This window comes from Microscilla marina ATCC 23134 (assembly GCF_000169175.1).
Taxonomy (GTDB): Bacteria; Bacteroidota; Bacteroidia; order Cytophagales; family Microscillaceae; genus Microscilla; species Microscilla marina.
On the sequence record NZ_AAWS01000010.1, the window covers coordinates 78,949 to 96,409 of the forward strand.

At 39.8% G+C, this 17,461-nt stretch carries 15 protein-coding genes; 14 read left to right on the forward strand and 1 reads right to left on the reverse strand.

Annotated elements, in window-relative coordinates; all coding sequences use genetic code 11:
• The first annotated feature begins 138 nt into the window (after positions 1-138).
• The 6 genes from M23134_RS37910 (at position 139) to M23134_RS10920 (ending at position 7,000) form a co-directional block, all read left to right on the forward strand.
• Positions 139-1,776: an eCIS core domain-containing protein gene (locus M23134_RS37910; protein ID WP_002695920.1), complete on the forward strand. Its 1,638-nt coding sequence runs from the start codon at positions 139-141 to the stop codon at positions 1,774-1,776.
• A 298-nt stretch (positions 1,777-2,074) separates the two neighbouring features.
• Entirely contained in the window at positions 2,075-2,455 is a 381-nt protein-coding gene (locus M23134_RS10900) for a hypothetical protein (RefSeq protein ID WP_157558434.1), read from the forward strand.
• Between the two features lie 184 nt (positions 2,456-2,639).
• Positions 2,640-4,592 carry a DNA mismatch repair endonuclease MutL gene (mutL, locus tag M23134_RS10905; RefSeq protein ID WP_002695922.1) on the forward strand — a complete coding sequence of 651 codons (1,953 nt, stop codon included), beginning with the start codon at positions 2,640-2,642 and terminating at the stop codon, positions 4,590-4,592.
• Positions 4,580-5,548: a rhomboid family intramembrane serine protease gene (locus M23134_RS10910; RefSeq protein WP_002695923.1), complete on the forward strand. Its 969-nt coding sequence runs from the start codon at positions 4,580-4,582 to the stop codon at positions 5,546-5,548. Before mutL ends, M23134_RS10910 begins: the two co-directional genes overlap by 13 nt.
• A 191-nt stretch (positions 5,549-5,739) precedes the next feature.
• Entirely contained in the window at positions 5,740-6,642 is a 903-nt protein-coding gene (locus M23134_RS10915) for a rhomboid family intramembrane serine protease (RefSeq protein ID WP_002695924.1), read from the forward strand.
• 88 nt (positions 6,643-6,730) lie between these two features.
• The gene (locus tag M23134_RS10920) at positions 6,731-7,000 is read left to right on the forward strand and encodes a YtxH domain-containing protein (protein WP_002695926.1); all 270 of its coding nucleotides are present in this window, start codon (positions 6,731-6,733) and stop codon (positions 6,998-7,000) included.
• 96 nt (positions 7,001-7,096) lie between these two features.
• On the opposite strand, the gene lepA is transcribed toward M23134_RS10920, so the two are convergent.
• Positions 7,097-8,893 (reverse strand): translation elongation factor 4, encoded by a 1,797-nt coding sequence (lepA, locus tag M23134_RS10925; protein WP_002695929.1) that lies wholly within the window; start codon positions 8,891-8,893, stop codon positions 7,097-7,099.
• Positions 8,894-9,325: 432 nt separating this feature from the next.
• Between lepA and M23134_RS10930 the strand changes: the two genes are divergently transcribed.
• From M23134_RS10930 to M23134_RS10965, 8 genes are all read left to right on the forward strand, one after another.
• Positions 9,326-9,742, forward strand: coding sequence for a hypothetical protein (locus M23134_RS10930; RefSeq protein WP_002695951.1), 417 nt, complete (start codon positions 9,326-9,328; stop codon positions 9,740-9,742).
• Between the two features lie 9 nt (positions 9,743-9,751).
• Positions 9,752-10,804, forward strand: a complete 1,053-nt coding sequence (locus M23134_RS10935) for an OmpA family protein (protein ID WP_002695953.1) — start codon at positions 9,752-9,754, stop codon at positions 10,802-10,804.
• A 167-nt stretch (positions 10,805-10,971) separates the two neighbouring features.
• Complete coding sequence (locus M23134_RS10940; RefSeq protein ID WP_002695955.1) at positions 10,972-11,532, forward strand: hypothetical protein; 561 nt, start codon at positions 10,972-10,974, stop codon at positions 11,530-11,532.
• A 502-nt stretch (positions 11,533-12,034) separates the two neighbouring features.
• The gene (locus M23134_RS10945) at positions 12,035-12,481 is read left to right on the forward strand and encodes an Hsp20/alpha crystallin family protein (RefSeq protein ID WP_002695961.1); all 447 of its coding nucleotides are present in this window, start codon (positions 12,035-12,037) and stop codon (positions 12,479-12,481) included.
• Positions 12,482-13,163: 682 nt separating this feature from the next.
• Complete coding sequence (locus tag M23134_RS10950) at positions 13,164-14,669, forward strand: Do family serine endopeptidase (protein ID WP_045113378.1); 1,506 nt, start codon at positions 13,164-13,166, stop codon at positions 14,667-14,669.
• A gap of 366 nt (positions 14,670-15,035) precedes the next feature.
• Entirely contained in the window at positions 15,036-15,422 is a 387-nt protein-coding gene (locus M23134_RS10955; protein ID WP_157558435.1) for a hypothetical protein, read from the forward strand.
• Between the two features lie 35 nt (positions 15,423-15,457).
• The gene (locus tag M23134_RS10960; protein WP_045113379.1) at positions 15,458-15,856 is read left to right on the forward strand and encodes a hypothetical protein; all 399 of its coding nucleotides are present in this window, start codon (positions 15,458-15,460) and stop codon (positions 15,854-15,856) included.
• Positions 15,857-16,011: 155 nt separating this feature from the next.
• The gene (locus M23134_RS10965; RefSeq protein ID WP_002695966.1) at positions 16,012-17,457 is read left to right on the forward strand and encodes an aldehyde dehydrogenase; all 1,446 of its coding nucleotides are present in this window, start codon (positions 16,012-16,014) and stop codon (positions 17,455-17,457) included.
• Positions 17,458-17,461 lie beyond the last annotated feature (4 nt).

A 17,461-nucleotide genomic window follows, 5' to 3' on the forward strand; every position in this document is an offset into this window, starting at 1 on the left:
AACTAACAAATTCATAACCCACTGAAAATAAGTATACTATAGATTTGTTGGTTACCTGTGGAACAGGGCGTAGCAGCGGTATCTAAAGACTTGCCCCTGTTTCCACGGTTTTAATCCCCTGTAATTAACTTGAATATTATGCACAAACACGCTAACAACCAGGAGAAAAGCGCAGGTATAAGCAAAAATAATATTATACCAGCCGATGCAAAAACTACCAAGCAAAGCGGTTTACCTCCTATACAAACTAAAGAGGGCAGTAAGCCTCCTATTCAAGCAAAACAACGTCCTATACAACGTAATAAGGGCAATGGAAAAAGTAATGGCAATGCAAACGAAGCTCAGGTAAAAGCCAATGTGAGCTCAATCATGGGAGTCGATGTTACTGGCACTCAGGTAAACTACAACTCTAGTAAGCCTACTCAAATGAAAGCGGAAGCTTATGCCCAAGGCAATACAGTGGAAATAGCTCCAGGCAAAGAGAAACACTTGGGGCACGAGCTTGCCCATATAGGGCAACAGGCTCAAGGAAGAGTAAAGCCAACTGTACAAGCCAACAATGGTGGGGTAAATATTAATGATGACCCCAAGCTAGAAAAAGAAGCAGACGTGATTGGTGATAAGGCGATGCAAATGAAAGGGCAGCAAAACCAACCAATATCCAGCAGCAGCATAATATCGTCTGGGAGTTCTCCAGTATTGCAAGGAAAGTTTATAGGTGATTTGGCTGATAAGCTACCTATGGATGTGGTGAATCTATTGAAGGCAGCGGGTTATGAAGGTGTGTCAGTGATGAAAATTATAAATGCATCTAAGGCTTCAACAGACTACGCTACCATAGACGATTTGGCAAGTGAGTTAGGCTTGACAAAAACCCAGAAGTCATCATCTAAGAAAGACGAGGTAGTAAGTAAGCCTAAGTCTGTAAGTAAACCATTGCCTAAGAAAGACGAGGTAGTAAGTAAGCCTAAGCCTGTAAGTAAACCATTGCCTAAGAAAGATGAGGTAGTAAGTAAGCCTGAGCCTGTAAGTAAATCAGCTCCAGTCAAGAAAAAGGATAGCCCTCCACCGATTAAACAAGGTATACTAGGAGTACCTAAGTCTTTTTATCAAAACAAAAAAACATCTCTTGAGCATGTGACCAAAGATGTGTTAACTGCGTTACTCCCTTCTTATTTGCCAGATGTGGAAGATCGGCAAACAGTTTTAGATTTTTGGGAAATGTTTGAAACTGAAGACAGCACTTCTTTTCAAAGTATACCTCAATTGATAGCGTTTGCACTAGGCAACGACAAAGCCAATGAGTCTAAGAAGTATGTAAGTGAACAAAATGCCAAAAGTGCACCTGACTCTGGGACAACAGGTGTCAGCTCCTCGTTAGAAAGGGCAGATGGCAGAAATCCAGAGCAGATTAAACTATCTAATGGTTTTCATGGTTGGGGAGGTAGCATGTCTATTGACCATGCCCGCTCTTGGGTTATTAATGTGTGGAATAAGAAAAAGACATCAGAAAAAGCTGGTTGGCTTCAGGACTGGAAAGCCCAAACAAGTTCGAGCTCTGAGCAAGTGCCCTATGTAGCCACAGGTTGGACATCGCAAAAAGGAGGAACTACTTATAAAATAAGTGTACCTATGAAAATAGGTAATCCGAGAGTTACACCAGAAGTTTTTTTTAATGCAGATGATATTATGGATGCTACCATCATTTGTATATCAGGACGCGATGAGGTGGTGTTTCTAACAGGAATACCTTGGAAATATATCACTGCGCCTTAATATTTAGAATTACATCAAGATTTTGAAACAGGCTCAAAGCCTGTTTTTATTTTATAATTAATAACTAAATTTTTAGTTGTTAAAATACATTACTTTCAAATATAATTTGTAAATTTGTTTATTGAGTCTTTGATCGTGAACAACAGTACACTATCAATTACTAATTGACTAATTCATAATTTGCTGAAAGTAAGTATACTATGAATAATTAGTTAGAAGCTTATAGCGTAGGGTGCCCTTGAAGCTCGCCCCTGTAAAAGCTATTGACTATTTCTTTAACACCCAAATATACAAACCAATGAAGATACCCTCTTTAATGAAAGTAAATAAGCACAAACGCTTTAACTTTGAACCCCGTTATTATGACCCTATCAAGGAACGCATTGATGAAAAAATAGCCGAAGTACGTCGCGAAAACGGAGGTGATGATACCCAAGCAAGCTATTCGGCTCGAATCTCTGATGCATTTAATTCACGCCAGCGCAAAAGCCAGGGCTCCAGTACTACCCGTTTGTTCTTTATCTTTATATTGGCAGCTATAGGTTTTACTTATGTGTTGTTTGGGGATGCTAAAATAAGTATTGGCAACATTGACCTGCCTTATGGTGAGTTTGCTCCTTTTTTGTTAGTAATAGCCGCCATAGGCTATATTTTTATGAGATTAAAGAAAAAATCTTAATCCAGGAAGAGCTACGAACATTTTAAATAAAAAGCTTGTTATGGAAGGGTGATTTACACCCAAATGTTTTATATTATAGCAACAAAGTTATTTAAAGTATTAGTCAATACCTGGCAATGTCTAATAAACCAATAGACTAAACCAGCGCCAGTAAACTGCCCAATGAGGGCTGAGGTTTGTTTTTATGGAAGATATCATTCAATTATTGCCCGACTCTATAGCCAACCAAATAGCTGCCGGAGAGGTAGTGCAACGCCCTGCATCGGTAGTCAAAGAACTCATGGAAAATGCTATAGATGCCAAGAGCCGCAATGTAAAAGTGATTATCAAAGATGCGGGCAAAATTTTGATCCAAGTGGTAGACGATGGCTGTGGTATGTCAGAAACCGATGCTCGTTTGAGTTTTGAAAGGCACGCTACTTCAAAGATACGCTCTTCCGACGATTTGTTCTCTATATACACGATGGGGTTTCGGGGCGAAGCCCTTGCCTCTATAGCGGCAGTGGCCGAGGTAGAGCTCAAAACCAAGCGTGAACAAGACGAGTTAGGAGTGTTTTTGTGTATGGCAGCTTCTCAGCTCAAGACCCAGGAAGCCAACGCTTGCCAACATGGAACCTCGATAGCTGTAAAAAACCTGTTCTTTAATGTGCCTGCCCGCAAAAATTTTTTGAAGTCAAACGCAGTAGAAATGCGTCATATATTAGACCAGTTTCACCGCATTGCCCTGGCTTATCCTGAGGTTAATTTTTCTCTGTATCACAACGATACTGAAGTGTATAACCTCTATGCGGGTAAAATGGTCAACCGCATTACTGCCATCTTTGGCAAAAACTACCGCGATAAACTCGCTTTTTGCCAGGAAGATACCCCATTGATTAAGATAAAAGGGTATATAGGCAAACCCGAAAATGCCAAAAAAACCAGGGGAGATCAGTTCTTCTTTGTCAACAACCGTTACATACGCCACGGCTACCTGCACCACGCAGTCATGGGCGCCTTTGAAGGGTTGATTGCCTCAGACATGCATCCGTTTTATGTATTGTTTATAGACATAGACCCTGTGCATATTGATATAAATGTGCATCCCACCAAAACCGAGATCAAGTTTGATGATGAACGTACCATATACGCCATTATTCAGGCGGCTGTAAAAAAATCGTTAGGAAGCCATAACTTGACGCCTACGCTTGATTTTCAGACCAACGTAAACCTTGATCCTACTTTGCCGCAAAGACAACAATTCCCCAACTCAGATACTTCGGCTTTTGAAAGTGGTGGTGAAAAGGGAGGCAGTTCTTCATCAAGTGGTTATACTTCGTCGAGACCATACGAAAAAAGTCCACAGGAAAAAAGAAACCTGTCAAACTGGCAGAAAATATACGAAGGGTTGGAAAAAAAGGCAATAGAAGAGAACTCACCTGACACTTTTGACTTTGACAAAGAGTTAAAAGGAGAAACCTCTGAACAAACCCTCACTTTTGAAAGTAATGCAAACAATTTGGGCAAGCAACCCAGAGAAGAAGGAAAGGGGTTGGAAGCCAAACCTTCGGGCGAACGTCCAAGCTTTCAGGTGAATAATCAGTACATTATTACCCCAGTACGCTCTGGGCTGATGATGATAGACCAACAGGCTGCCCACGAAAGAGTATTGTATGACAAGTTTGTAGTCTCTCTCAAAAATGATAATGGAACAGCCCAACAATTGCTCTTTCCTACCACCGTATCGTTGCAACCTGCCGATTTCCAATTGGTATTGGAAATAGAAACCGAAATTCGTAATTTAGGCTTTATATTTGAACTTTTGCCAGACAACCGCCTCGAAATAAGAGGAGTTCCGGCGGATATAACCAATGAGAATGAACAAGAGCTGTTCGAAGGATTTATTGAGCAGTTTAAAAACTACCAGGCAACCCTCAAAGTGGAACGTGAAACACTACTGGCGCGTTCGTTGGCAAAACGATCAGCCATTAGAACAGGAGCTAAATTGACGGCTATAGAGATGAATTTACTGGTTGATCAGTTGTTTGCCTCTTCTAACCCCAACTACACTCCTGATGGTCGCCCCACACTTGTAATGTTGCCCTTGGATAAGATGAAAGATTTTTTTGAAAAACCAGATTTTTTATGGGAAACTTAACGCCTATAGTAAGAGGCTTGCTAATAATTAATGTATTTGTATTTTTTGCTGACTCGTTCATCAGTAAAGATGCTTTAAGTATATATGGAACGTTGTGGTATGTCGAGTTTCCAGAATTCAAACCTTGGCAATTACTCACCCACATGTTTTTACATGCCGACTTTTTTCACCTGTTGGGCAACATGATGGGGCTTTTCTTTTTTGGCCCTTGGTTAGAACAGAATTGGGGAGCACGTAATTTCTTTATTTTTTACTTTGCTTGTGGTTTTGGTGGAGCTGCTTTTCAAATGGTTTCATTTAATCAAACCTATTCAGATATACATCCGAAAATAGAAGCGTCTCAAAAAGAGATTAAAACCCACCATAAGGCGATTTTGTATGTTAAGAAAAATCCTACACCAAAAGCCTATGCAGAATATTTGAAAAAATATTCACCAGAAATTTATAAAAAAGAGCAAGACTTCTTAAAGAGTGCTTTTGCAGCTTGGAACACTTCTCTAGAGCTTGAAAAAAAGGATACATCCAATTTAGATGAAGCAGCAAAACAAGTTTTGTTGAAACAGAAATCTTTTAAAGAACATTTTGTAACCCAAATTAAAAGGGGAGCTAGTAATAGAGAGAAGGAATTTAAGCAACAGTACTCCAAAATGTCAGATAAATATACTTGGTGGAGGTCGCAAGGTTACGGTTTGAAAATGTTAGGAGCCTCAGGTGCCATCTTCGGTATTTTGATAGCTTTTGCTTTGTTCTTCCCGAATGTGAAAATGATGCTGTTGTTTTTCCCGGTGCCCATCAAAGCCAAGTATTTTGTGGCAATATATATGGTTTTCACCCTTTATGCAGCAGGAGGTGGCAATGTAGGGATGGCAAACGTGGCACACCTTGCACACTTAGGCGGGGCAATTGTTGGCTTTATCCTGGCCAGGTTTTGGTTATGGAAATATAAATATAACTAACAATACGTGTGATGTTTTCGTTATTCTCATGAGGGGCGTAAAAAATGTAGGGTTCTATTTTCTCTGCAAATTGTACAAATACTTGAAAAATAACGATATAAAATGATTATTTTACAAACCCAACAGCTAGAAGCGCAAAAGCCTCTTTCTAACACTTATGAATGCTAAAAAAAAATTAAAGAGATAATACAATGTTAAACGACCTTAAAAATGCTTTTCGTAAACCCAATAATGCCCTGACGCAGATTATTATTATTAATGTGATTGGGTGGGTAGCTATCAATCTTATTTATGTAATTAGCCCGTCATTTTTCAAAACTTTCAGCAAGTTTTTATTCGTGTCTGGGTCACTGACTGAGCTGATGTTTCACCCTTGGACGGTGCTTACCTATGCGTTTTCTCACCATGACTTGCTACATATTGTATTCAATATGTTGACACTTTACTGGTTTGGGATGTTGGTATCTGAGTATTTGAACAGTAAGCGACTTATTTCCCTGTATGTATTGGGTGCTTTGGCGGGTGCAGTATCTTATATATTGATTTACAATTTCTTCCCTGGAGCAAAAACAGGGATGGGAGGCACAATGCTAGGAGCCTCAGGAGCTGTGTTTGCGGTAGTAGTAGGGGCAGCTACATTAATGCCTAACTACTCTTTTCACCTTATTTTTATAGGACCTGTAAGAATCAAATACATTGCAGCTTTATTGGTATTGTTGTCGGTGTTTCAACTAAGAGGCATGAATGCAGGTGGGCAAGTGGCTCATTTAGGCGGTGCTTTGATGGGATACTTGTTTGTAGTTTCATTGAATCGTGGTACAGACTTAGGTGGTTGGATTCACTACATTATAGATGGCTTTACTGGTTTGTTTCGAAAGAAGTCTAAAATGAAAGTGACTTATCGCAGCAAAGTAGCCGCCAACGCCGGAACAAACTATGCCAATGCCAATCGTAACTCGGTAAACGCAGGCAATGGCACTCCTGATCAGGCAGAGATTGACGCCATACTAGATAAGATTTCTGAGTCGGGGTATGAGAGTTTGTCCAAAGAAGAAAAGCAACAACTTTTTAACGCAAGTAAAAAAGAAAAATAAACGCTGGAAATGTTACATTCTAACTACTTCTCTCGTAATTGGTATTATATAACATAGCGTATTTATTACAACCATTAAACACAAAAGTATGAGCAGTAAATCTTGGCTAGGGTTTGTAACAGGAGTTGCTATAGGCGCAACTGCCGCACTTTTACTGGCACCCCATAAAGGTAAAGACACCCGTAGACGCATTAAAACCAAAGCAAAAGACTTAGGGGTAAACATAGACAAAGTAGAGAGCAAAGTAGATGTAGGCATTGATAAAGTGAGTGAGTTGGCACACGCTGCCATGGATAGTCTGGGAAATTACACTACCAGAAAAGCTCAAAAAAAGGATGAGGATGAGAAAGAGGCTTAAGCCAAACTACTTTTAATTTAAATGTATAACAAAAAAGCTCTTAACTTACTGTTAAGAGCTTTTTTGTTATGTAATATTTGTAAGGCCAACAAACGATTATTGGTCAAGTTTAAGTACTGCCATAAAAGCTTCCTGAGGGATCTCTACCCTACCTACCTGGCGCATACGTTTCTTTCCTTTTTTCTGCTTTTCCAACAACTTACGCTTACGGGTAATGTCGCCACCATAACACTTGGCAGTTACATTTTTACGCATTGCTTTGACAGTTTCACGGGCAATAATTTTTGCTCCAATGGCTGCTTGAATAGCAATCTCAAACATTTGGCGTGGCAGTAGTTCGCGTAGTTTTTCGCACAAGCGCTTGCCCCAGTCATACGCCTTGTCACGGTGCACAATTGCCGACAGCGCATCTACTTTCTCACCATTGAGCAAGATATCGAGTTTTACCATATTAGACTGCTGAAATCCTATCAACTCATAATCGAGCGATGCATACCCTCTTGAGATAGTCTTCAAACGGTCAAAGAAATCAAACACAATCTCAGCAAGTGGCAGTTCAAAAGTCATCTCTACCCGGTCGGAGGTCAGGTAGTTTTGGTTTTTTAGAATTCCACGTTTGTCTATACACAAACTAATCACTGGTCCTACGAAATCAGATTTGGTGATAATTTGCGCCTTTACAAAAGGTTCTTCTACATGGTCTATAGTAATTGGTTCGGGCATTTCAGCAGGTGCTTGAACATCTACTGGTTCTCCCTTTTTGAGGTGGGCTTTGAACTGTACCGAAGGCACAGTAGTAATTACGGTCATATCAAACTCACGTTCCAGGCGTTCCTGAATGATCTCCATGTGTAACATACCCAAAAAACCACAACGGAAACCAAAGCCCAAGGCTGCCGATGTTTCGGGTTCCCACACCAAAGCAGCATCATTGAGTTGCAACTTTTCCATAGCCTCGCGCAAGTCTTCAAACTCAGAGGTTTCTACTGGATAAATACCCGCAAATACCATAGGTTTTACATCTTCAAAACCTGCAATAGGTGATTCACTGGGTTTGTTTACATGGGTAATGGTATCTCCTACTTTTACTTCTTTGGCTTGTTTAATTCCTGAGATAAGGTACCCTACATCGCCTGCTTCTATCATTTTACGAGGTTCCTGGTCGAGTTTGAGCACACCAATTTCATCAGCAAGGTATTCTTTGCCCGTTGCCATAAACTTTACCTTATCTCCTTTGTTGATCGTGCCATTTACTACCCTAAATATTACTTCTACACCACGAAAAGGATTAAACTCAGAGTCAAAAATCAATGCCTGTAGCTCTTTTTCTTTGTCACCTTTGGGTGGGGGTACTTTTTTTATAATGGCTTCCAGAATCTTATCTACCCCAGTCCCTTCTTTACCACTTGCTGGAATAATCTCCTCGCGTTCGCAGCCAATTAGATCAATAATTTCGTCAGAAACCTCTTCGGGCATAGAGTGAGGCAAGTCAATCTTGTTCAATACTGGAATAATCTCCAGGTCGTTGCCAATGGCAAGATACAGGTTAGAAATAGTTTGGGCTTCTATCCCTTGCGACGAGTCTACAATCAAAAGGGCTCCTTCGCATGCCATAATAGAGCGCGAAACTTCATAAGAAAAGTCTACGTGTCCAGGGGTGTCAATCAGGTTGAGGGTATAATCTTCGCCTTCAAAGTGGAATGTCATCTGAATTGCGTGGCTTTTGATAGTAATGCCTCGCTCACGCTCCAGATCCATATTATCTAATACCTGAGCTTGCATATTGCGTCCCGACACAGTTTGGGTGTATTCTAGCAGCCGATCTGCCAAAGTACTTTTTCCGTGGTCAATGTGGGCAATGATGCAAAAGTTTCTAATATTTTCTTGTTTCATATATGTGATGCTATATTAGCCAACGACAAACAACATTAGGAATACTATAAGAATAATCTTTTTGTTTATTCCTTTGCAGTAAAATACATAACAATTAAAAGCTGGCAAATGGTATGTTATGAAAAAGACTACTTACAATTTGGATTAACAAAATTAGTGATAAAAATTTATTATCTTGTTATTACACTTAGAGCTTGTTTAAATTTTGTCTTCCGAGCTAAAAATGATGATTTTTTGTGCTGGTGAGCACTGCTTTTCGGCTAATATTACCAATTTTTTAAACAAGCGCTTACTTTAAAGATGTGGGAACTTGCCAATGTTCAACACTTTTACAGGTGTTTTTATTTTTACTTTTGGGTATTACCTGTGTCTCAATTTACCCATTTTATTCTACAACATAAAACATCAAACGAAATTCATTGGAGATAAACTATGACAAAAGATACACAAATGATCTACCATAGCCATTTTTGCAAATATGCTTATTACCCTGAAGACAAGTTGCTTATGGGAGAGTGGACAAATACTGATAAGCTTACTCAAAGTATTTTTAAGGATGAACTGTTAAAAGGAGAGTTGTATGCCATTGAGCATTGTCGCCCAGTATGCTATTTGGTAGATGCCAGCAAGTTTTGGTTACCTATTACACCTGATACTCAGCGTTGGATGGCAGAAAACATAAGCCCCAATTATGCCAGGTATGGCTTGAAAAAGCTTGCTTTTCTGATGAGCAGTGAATTTATTACCCAACTTTCTATAGAGCAAACCAACAATACAACGTTTGTGCGTGGTGTAGAGAAAAAGCATTTTGAAGAAGAACAACCCGCGCTCAATTGGTTGAAGTCTTAACTTGTATCAATGAATCCTACCTATACGATTGTTAGTTGGGTGTTGGGGTTTGTAAGCTTGTCTTTGGCACCTACAGCACAAAACCTGGTGCCCAACCCAGGGTTTGAAGAGTTCAAAAGTTGCCCTGCCACCTTTGGAGAAATAAGCCAGCTTAAGCACTGGGAAAGCTACCACTACACGCCTGATTTTTTTCACGCCTGTGCCACCAAACCTCAGGTCAAAACGCCTAAGAACTTTTTTGGGATTCAAAAGCCAGCCAGTGGCAAGGGGTATGTTGGTCTTACTGCTTTTCATGCCAAAGCACCTCATGAAGTGATTGGCGTAAAATTATTAAAACCTTTAAAAAAAGGAGTAAGGTATGAAGCCAGCATAAAAGTGTCGTTAGCAGAGAAGTACTCAAAGTATGCTATAAATAAGTTAGGCCTTCTGTTTACCAATGAGCCCAAAAAAGCATATAATGCGCATAAAATGCACGTAAAGGCGGTAGGTATGATCAAAGAAACCAACAAGTGGGTTAACATTGGTGGAGTGTTTACCCCAGATAAAGACTATGCTTATATGATGATTGGTAATTTTTTTGACTGGGAATATACCGATCGTTTGATGGTACACCCCAGTATCGAGTTTAATGCAGCTTATTATTATATAGACGATGTATATGTGGCAAAACAAGGGACACGCTTGAGTTTTTCATCAATTATCAGTGTCGAGACAGGAGAAGTATATCGTTTAGACAATGTGTCATTTGACTTTAACAAAGCCACGTTTAGACCTTTTTCTAAGGTTGAACTGGATAAGTTGGTAAAATTGCTGAAACAATACCCTGCAATAGTTATTTTAATAACTGGGCATACTGATAACATAGGTACAGATACCAAAAATTTTGACTTGTCGCAACGTAGGGCACAAACAGTGGCCAATTACTTGCTTACTAAAGGAGGAGTTGATCCAGACAGGATAAGGACAGAAGGGATGGGCGAAACTCAACCTGTGATGTCTAATAATACCAATACAGGGAGGGCGCTTAACCGAAGAGTAGAGTTTCGGGTATTGAAAAAATAACTTATTCAGGATGGTTAAGTAAGCATAGTACCCTGTTAATTCGAGTTTACTTCATTTTCTGAGAGTTGGTTTTTAAGAGAAGTCAAAAGCTATTTTGTTAATGGTGTGCTATAAGTAATTTTCCGTATTATTAAATAACTTTCTATCATTTATAATCTACATAACCAATGGGGGTTGATATACACATAAAGACCGAGCCGGACATTTTTGAAGCCGACTTTGAGCAAAATGACCATAAATACAGACTAAGCCGCCAGTTTTGTTGGCTAATAACTGATATGAAAGCGGGTACCAATAGTGAACTTTTTCAATTGGGTGACTTTACCAATACCGACATTCATCCACTGATCAAAATGTGTGATTATCCGCCAGAGGTACCCCCCGACCGTTATCGTTTTTTGTATGGCAAACCCAACGAATCGGACGAAGAGGTGCTGGCAAGGGTAAACCAAATGAAACAAGCCAGCCAGCAGTCATTAGACACTATAGAGCTGTTGGTACATAAGTTATTGTTGGGGTTAGTGCATCAGTCCAATTTTTTCGAAAAGGTGGTCTATTCTAATCAAAATAAGTACTGGTTGAAGTCTTATTTTAAAGGGGTAGAAAATGATGCACCTAGTCAAAACTTTATGGACAATAACCTGGGGCGTGATTTACGCAATTTTTTGAATACTCTTGAGTATATCAGGAGTAAAAAAGGTGAGCAGGTATTTTTTCGTTTTCTTTAGAGGTAAATACTCCACCGTAATTTTATATAAAACCAACTATTGACCATCACAAGCCCTTTCGAAAGACAGGGCTTTCTTGTAAAGCTTACCATAGAAATACCTCATTAAAAACCAGTATTTAAATACAATAAATAGTGTTTTTTGTCAACTTTCGGTCGCTCACAGTTTACCAAAGAGTGTCATGCTGTCGAAGTTTGAAATGTATTTTAGGTTGAATTTACCTCAATTTTAAAGCTGCTCATTTTTTATAAGCAAGCCTTGTTTCGAGAAAATAAGGTTTGCTTTAAGCCTGCCAATACTGCTTTGTGTTGTAAAAGCGGTTGGAGGAGTATTTCTTGATGATAGATGAAAAATAGACATTATGACAGTTTTTTAAGGGTTGGAAAATATAAAACTAGCCATTTTGTCTTAAAAAAGGTTGAAAAACCTACTGGCACAGCCATTGATCTAAAAGTGGGCAAATATTAAATTAATTATTAAACCAACAAAACACTATAAAATTATGTCATTGATTAAATGGAACAGAGATCAATTTTTACCAGATTTTACCAACGTATTAAACGAATTATTCGACGATGATTTTTTTAGCAAAGGCAAGTATATGCCTGCGGTAAACATTAAAGACAACACTGACGATTATCATATCGAAGTGGCCGCTCCTGGTTTGGACAAGGGTGACTTTAAGATTTCGTTGGATGACGATGTATTGACGATTTCATCAGAGAAAAAATCTGAGCACGTAGAAAACTCAGAAGAATCCCAAGGCGACAAACCTACATATACTCGCCGTGAGTTTAGCTACCAATCATTTAGTCGTTCGTTTACTTTGCCTAAAAGTGTGAAACACGACGATATTTCGGCAAATTATAACAACGGGGTATTAAGCATTGTAGTACCCAAAGAGGAAGCCTCTAAAGAAGGAGAGGTCAAAACTATTGATATTTCATAACATTAATCACAAGTTCTTAATTGAAAGGAAAGCGGTACTACTGCTTTCCTTTTTTCGGTTCATCAAGGATTTGTTAAAAGCAGGGCTTTCTTATAAAAGGCTATTTAGTGATCTTTCATAAATAATTTGAGCCATTAAAGTGTATCTATTGCCGCCCTCATTCTTCTCAAAAAAAAAGCCTCATAGCTTTGGCTATGCACCGTTTTTTTTGAATCGTCTGAGAACAATGTATTTTCTTAAATTGGCACATCTTATTTTTTCCAGATCACTTAGGAGAATATATCACCGAAAAACCATATTTCTGCCTCGCCTGCTCCGAGCTTGTCCTCGGAGGGCAGTGTCTCCATGCCCGATCGAAACTTCGTGCTTTGCAAGCTTCAGAGAGGTTTCTCATTTTTTATAAGAAAGCCCTATTGTTAAAAGCTATTTCAACTATTATTTTTGCAAATGCAACACCTGTCAAGGGTGTTAAATATTGTTAAAAACTAATCATAAAAAGATCGATTTAGTTATGTTGGTCGTATGGTATATGAGCCATAAGTGTGAAAAGAACGACTGCGTATAAAGTAAGAAATTGGCTGATTCGTTGCTTTTTGTAACAATGGAAAGTCTACTATTTTGGCGTAACCCAGTCGTTACATTATTTGCATATAACTTTTAAATAACATAAAGAAAATACAGGATGAATAAAAGAAATTTTTTGTATCTGCTATTAGTAGCAGTCTTGGCAAGTGGAGTTACGTTAGGAGTGTATAAACTTGCTGGGTTTGATCGAAGCGAGATTGTTTTGCAAGAAGCAGGCAATGGTGAAAATGGTGCAGTTGTTCGTTTTGCCAAGGGAGGCAACGCTGGAACACCCGTTGATTTTACTCTAGCTGCGTCAATGAGTACTCCTATGGTAGTGCATATAGTAGCTACCCAAAAGACCAATCAACGTGCTAGTCGTGGGCGTCAGGTACCAGATATTTTTCGCGAATTTTTTGGCGAAGGCGGAGGTGGTTCATTTCGTCGTCGTAATCAACCTTCCCGTTCTTCGGGGTCTGGGGTGATTGTATCAAAAGATGGATACATTGTGACAAACAACCACGTAATAGACAATGCCCGTGAGGTAGATGTGATTTTGAACAACAAAAAAACTTACAAAGCTACAGTGATAGGCACTGACCCATCTACAGATTTGGCTTTGGTAAAAATAAATGCCAAAAATCTGCCTTCTATAGTATTGGGCAACTCAGACAATGTAAAAGTAGGGCAGTGGGTACTTGCCGTAGGTAACCCTTTTAACCTGGAATCGACTGTAACTGCAGGAATTGTAAGTGCTAAAGGTAGAAACCTAAATATGTTACAGCGAGGGCAACGCGGTAGAATAAGCCCTATTGAGTCGTTTATTCAGACCGACGCTGCGGTAAACCCTGGAAACAGTGGGGGCGCCTTGATTAATACCAAAGGTGAATTGATTGGGATAAACACTGCCATAGCTACACCTACTGGTACTTTTGCCGGGTACTCGTTTGCAGTGCCTGTAAATATTGTCAAAAAAATTATCAAAGACCTGGTAGAGTTTGGTACAGTACAACGTGCTTATTTAGGGGTGTATTTCCGTGAGTTGAACGGTGAATTGGCAAAACAGTTAAAGTTAGACATTACCGAAGGAACCCATATAGATAGTTTGGTAGTGGGTGGCTCGGCTGAACAAAGCGGAGTGAAAAAAGGAGATGTGATTGTAGACATCGAAGGTAAAAAAATCAAAGGCTCATCTGATCTGTTGGAAGCCATTGGACGTAAGCGTCCAGGCGATAAAGTACGCATAAAAGTAAGCCGCAACGGTAAAATCAAAGAAGTGACTATTAAATTGAAAAACCGTGATGGCAACAGCGATTTGGTAACCAAAAAGAAAGCAACTTCTTTCCGCACCCTGGGAGCTGAGTTTGCCGAGCTTACCGATGCCGAAAAGCAGCGGTATGATATAAGTGGAGGAGTGAAAGTAAGCAAAATGTTTGCGGGTACCTTACGTAGCATGACCGATATGCAAGAAGGTTTTATCATTACCGAGGTGAACGGTAAAAAAGTAAGCTCAATAAGCGACTTGAAATCGGCTTTGAGTAGCTCTAATAGCAGCATGGTGACGCTAGGTGGGGTTTATCCTAATGACCCAGGGCAACGCTACTATGCCTTTAAGAACAAATAAACATTTTAGTTTCCTTGAAAAATAACAAATTCCGTTCAGGTACCTGAACGGAATTTGTTATTTTTACCCCTCAGTAAAACTTTGCTCAGGCAGATTTGGCTATCAAATAAGTGTGCATTACAAAACTCCCGCCTGGTAAGTTGCACCAGGAGTTTTGTAAAAACGGTTATTATAAGCACCAAGGCAGCATTAAATATACCTAATGAGTAGATGTAACTATCTTATAATGAGAGAGTTGTTTTTGTTTGCAGCACCTATATACATCGGTATCTAAGGACTTATAGCTAATTACTTGTTGCTACTTATCATCTGCTATATTGCTAACTTAACCAACTTCATATACCCACTAATTATACATACATTACTATGTCAAGCATTATCATTATTTTTGTTCTTGTAGCATCCATTATCGCTATAGTCTCCACATCTATTGGTAGGTTTACTAATAAAACTATAGACAATGTGATGAAGCAAATGCCCCATCTGGAAGAGCAGGAAACTACCCATAAACCACATTACTCGCCCGATAGCCTGCAAGCAAACAAGGCTGCTTCTGACAAAGATATTATAGAGGTAGCAGTGGCCAATGGTGGCAGAGTAACTCCCACTGTGCTATGTGCCCGCCTGGATATTTCTATCGATGAGGCTACCTCAAAGCTTGAAAGCTTGCACACTAAAGGAGTTTTTACTTTAGAAAATACTGAAGCAGGGCATTTGGTGTATGTATTGATAGACTTTGATTTGATGCGCTAAATTTTTATTTGTCATAACCAATTTATAATTGAACGATGGAATCTAATACAACCCCTCTCATACTTTTAGCTCTTGCAGCATCTGTGGTGATTTTTATACCTATTGTGGTGATATTTAGCAGGTCTCGTAAGCAAAATAAAAAAATAGCAGAGCAAACAGCTCACGGGCTTCAGCAAGGGGAGAACGCTCACCATAAACCTTTGTATGAACCCTCGAAAAGCACTCCTCAGGTGAGCGATAAAGCTGTGATAGAAGTAGCCGTGGCAAACAATGGCAAAGTAACCTCTACTGTTTTATGTGCCAAGTTAGACATTTCGGTGGCCGATGCTACTGCCAAGCTCGAAAGCTTACACAATCAGGGTATTTTTACTTTAGACAATACCGATTCGGGGCATTTAGTCTATGTTTTGGTTGACCTGGATTTGATGAAATAGTATTTTTTTGGCTAGTCAAAAACTGCCTGATGACTTGAAAAGTTGATCAAAACCTCAAAAATAAATAAGGATATACGCTTGAGCAAAAAACGACCAGGTAGAACTATTTCCATTGCAAAACCATACACTTGAAGCCAATAACTAAAAATAAAATAATGCAAAAACTACAAAACTACATCAATGGAGAGTTGGTGGAGCCTATATCGGGGCGATATATAGATAATTACGATCCAGCAATTGGCGAGGTATATTCATTGATTCCTGACTCAAACGAAGAAGATGTGCAACAAGCAGTGGCTGCAGCCCAGGCGGCTTTTGAGGGGTGGTCGCTGATGCCCGCCGAGCAACGTTCGCGTATTATGCTGCGCATTTCAGCACTGATCGAAGATAACCTTGACCGTTTAGCAAAAGCCGAGTCGGTAGACAATGGCAAACCAGTAAGTCTCGCTACTCAAGTAGACATTCCGAGGGCTGCCAAAAACTTTTGGTTTTACGCTACAGGTTTGGGGCATTACTCCTCGCAGGCACATGCCATGGAAAATGCTGCCATCAACTATACATTGAGGCACCCACTGGGAGTGGTGGGCTGTATCTCACCCTGGAATTTACCTCTGTATTTATTTAGTTGGAAAATAGCCCCTGCGCTGGCCGCAGGTAATTGTGTGGTAGCCAAACCTTCTGAAATAACCCCAATGACTGCCTATTTACTGTCAGAAATTTGCCAACAGGCAGGCTTGCCCAAAGGGGTGCTCAATATCATACATGGTTATGGACACAAAGCAGGGGCTGCCATTGTCAGTCATCCCCAAGTAAAGGCCATATCATTTACTGGTGGCACCAAAACCGGGGAAGCCATTGCCCGCGAAGCCGCCCCTAAGTTTAAGAAACTTTCGTTGGAGTTGGGGGGTAAAAACCCTAATATTATTTTTGCCGATTGTAACTACGAGCAAATGCTAGAGACAACTTTGCGTTCATCGTTTGCCAATCAAGGGCAGATTTGCTTGTGTGGTTCACGTATTTTTGTGGAAAAATCATTGTATGAAAAGTTCAAAAAAGATTTTGTAGCACGTGTAAAAGATATGTGTATTGGCGACCCTGCTGTAGACGGTACCCACATTGGGGCAGTAGTGTCTGAACCCCACATGAACAAAATCTTGTCTTATATAGAACTTGCCCAACAAGAAGGGGGGACTCTGTTGACAGGAGGCAAACGTCATCAATTGCAAGGGCGTTGTGCCAATGGTTATTTTGTAGAACCTACGGTAGTAGAGGGCTTGAGCTATGACTGTAGGGTAAACCAAGAAGAAATTTTTGGCCCAGTAGTCACTATTATGCCTTTCGAGACAGAAGAAGAAGTGCTTAAGTATGCCAATAGTGTGCAATATGGTTTATCCTCTACAGTATGGACCGAAAGCCTGAATCGGGCTACTCGCCTGGCACAACAAATAGAGGCAGGGATTGTATGGGTAAACTGTTGGTTATTGCGTGACTTACGTACCCCGTTTGGTGGCGTAAAAGCTTCTGGAGTGGGGCGTGAGGGTGGCTTTGACGCAATGGAATTTTTTACTGAGCCCAAAAATGTGTGTATAAAAATAAACTAAATAA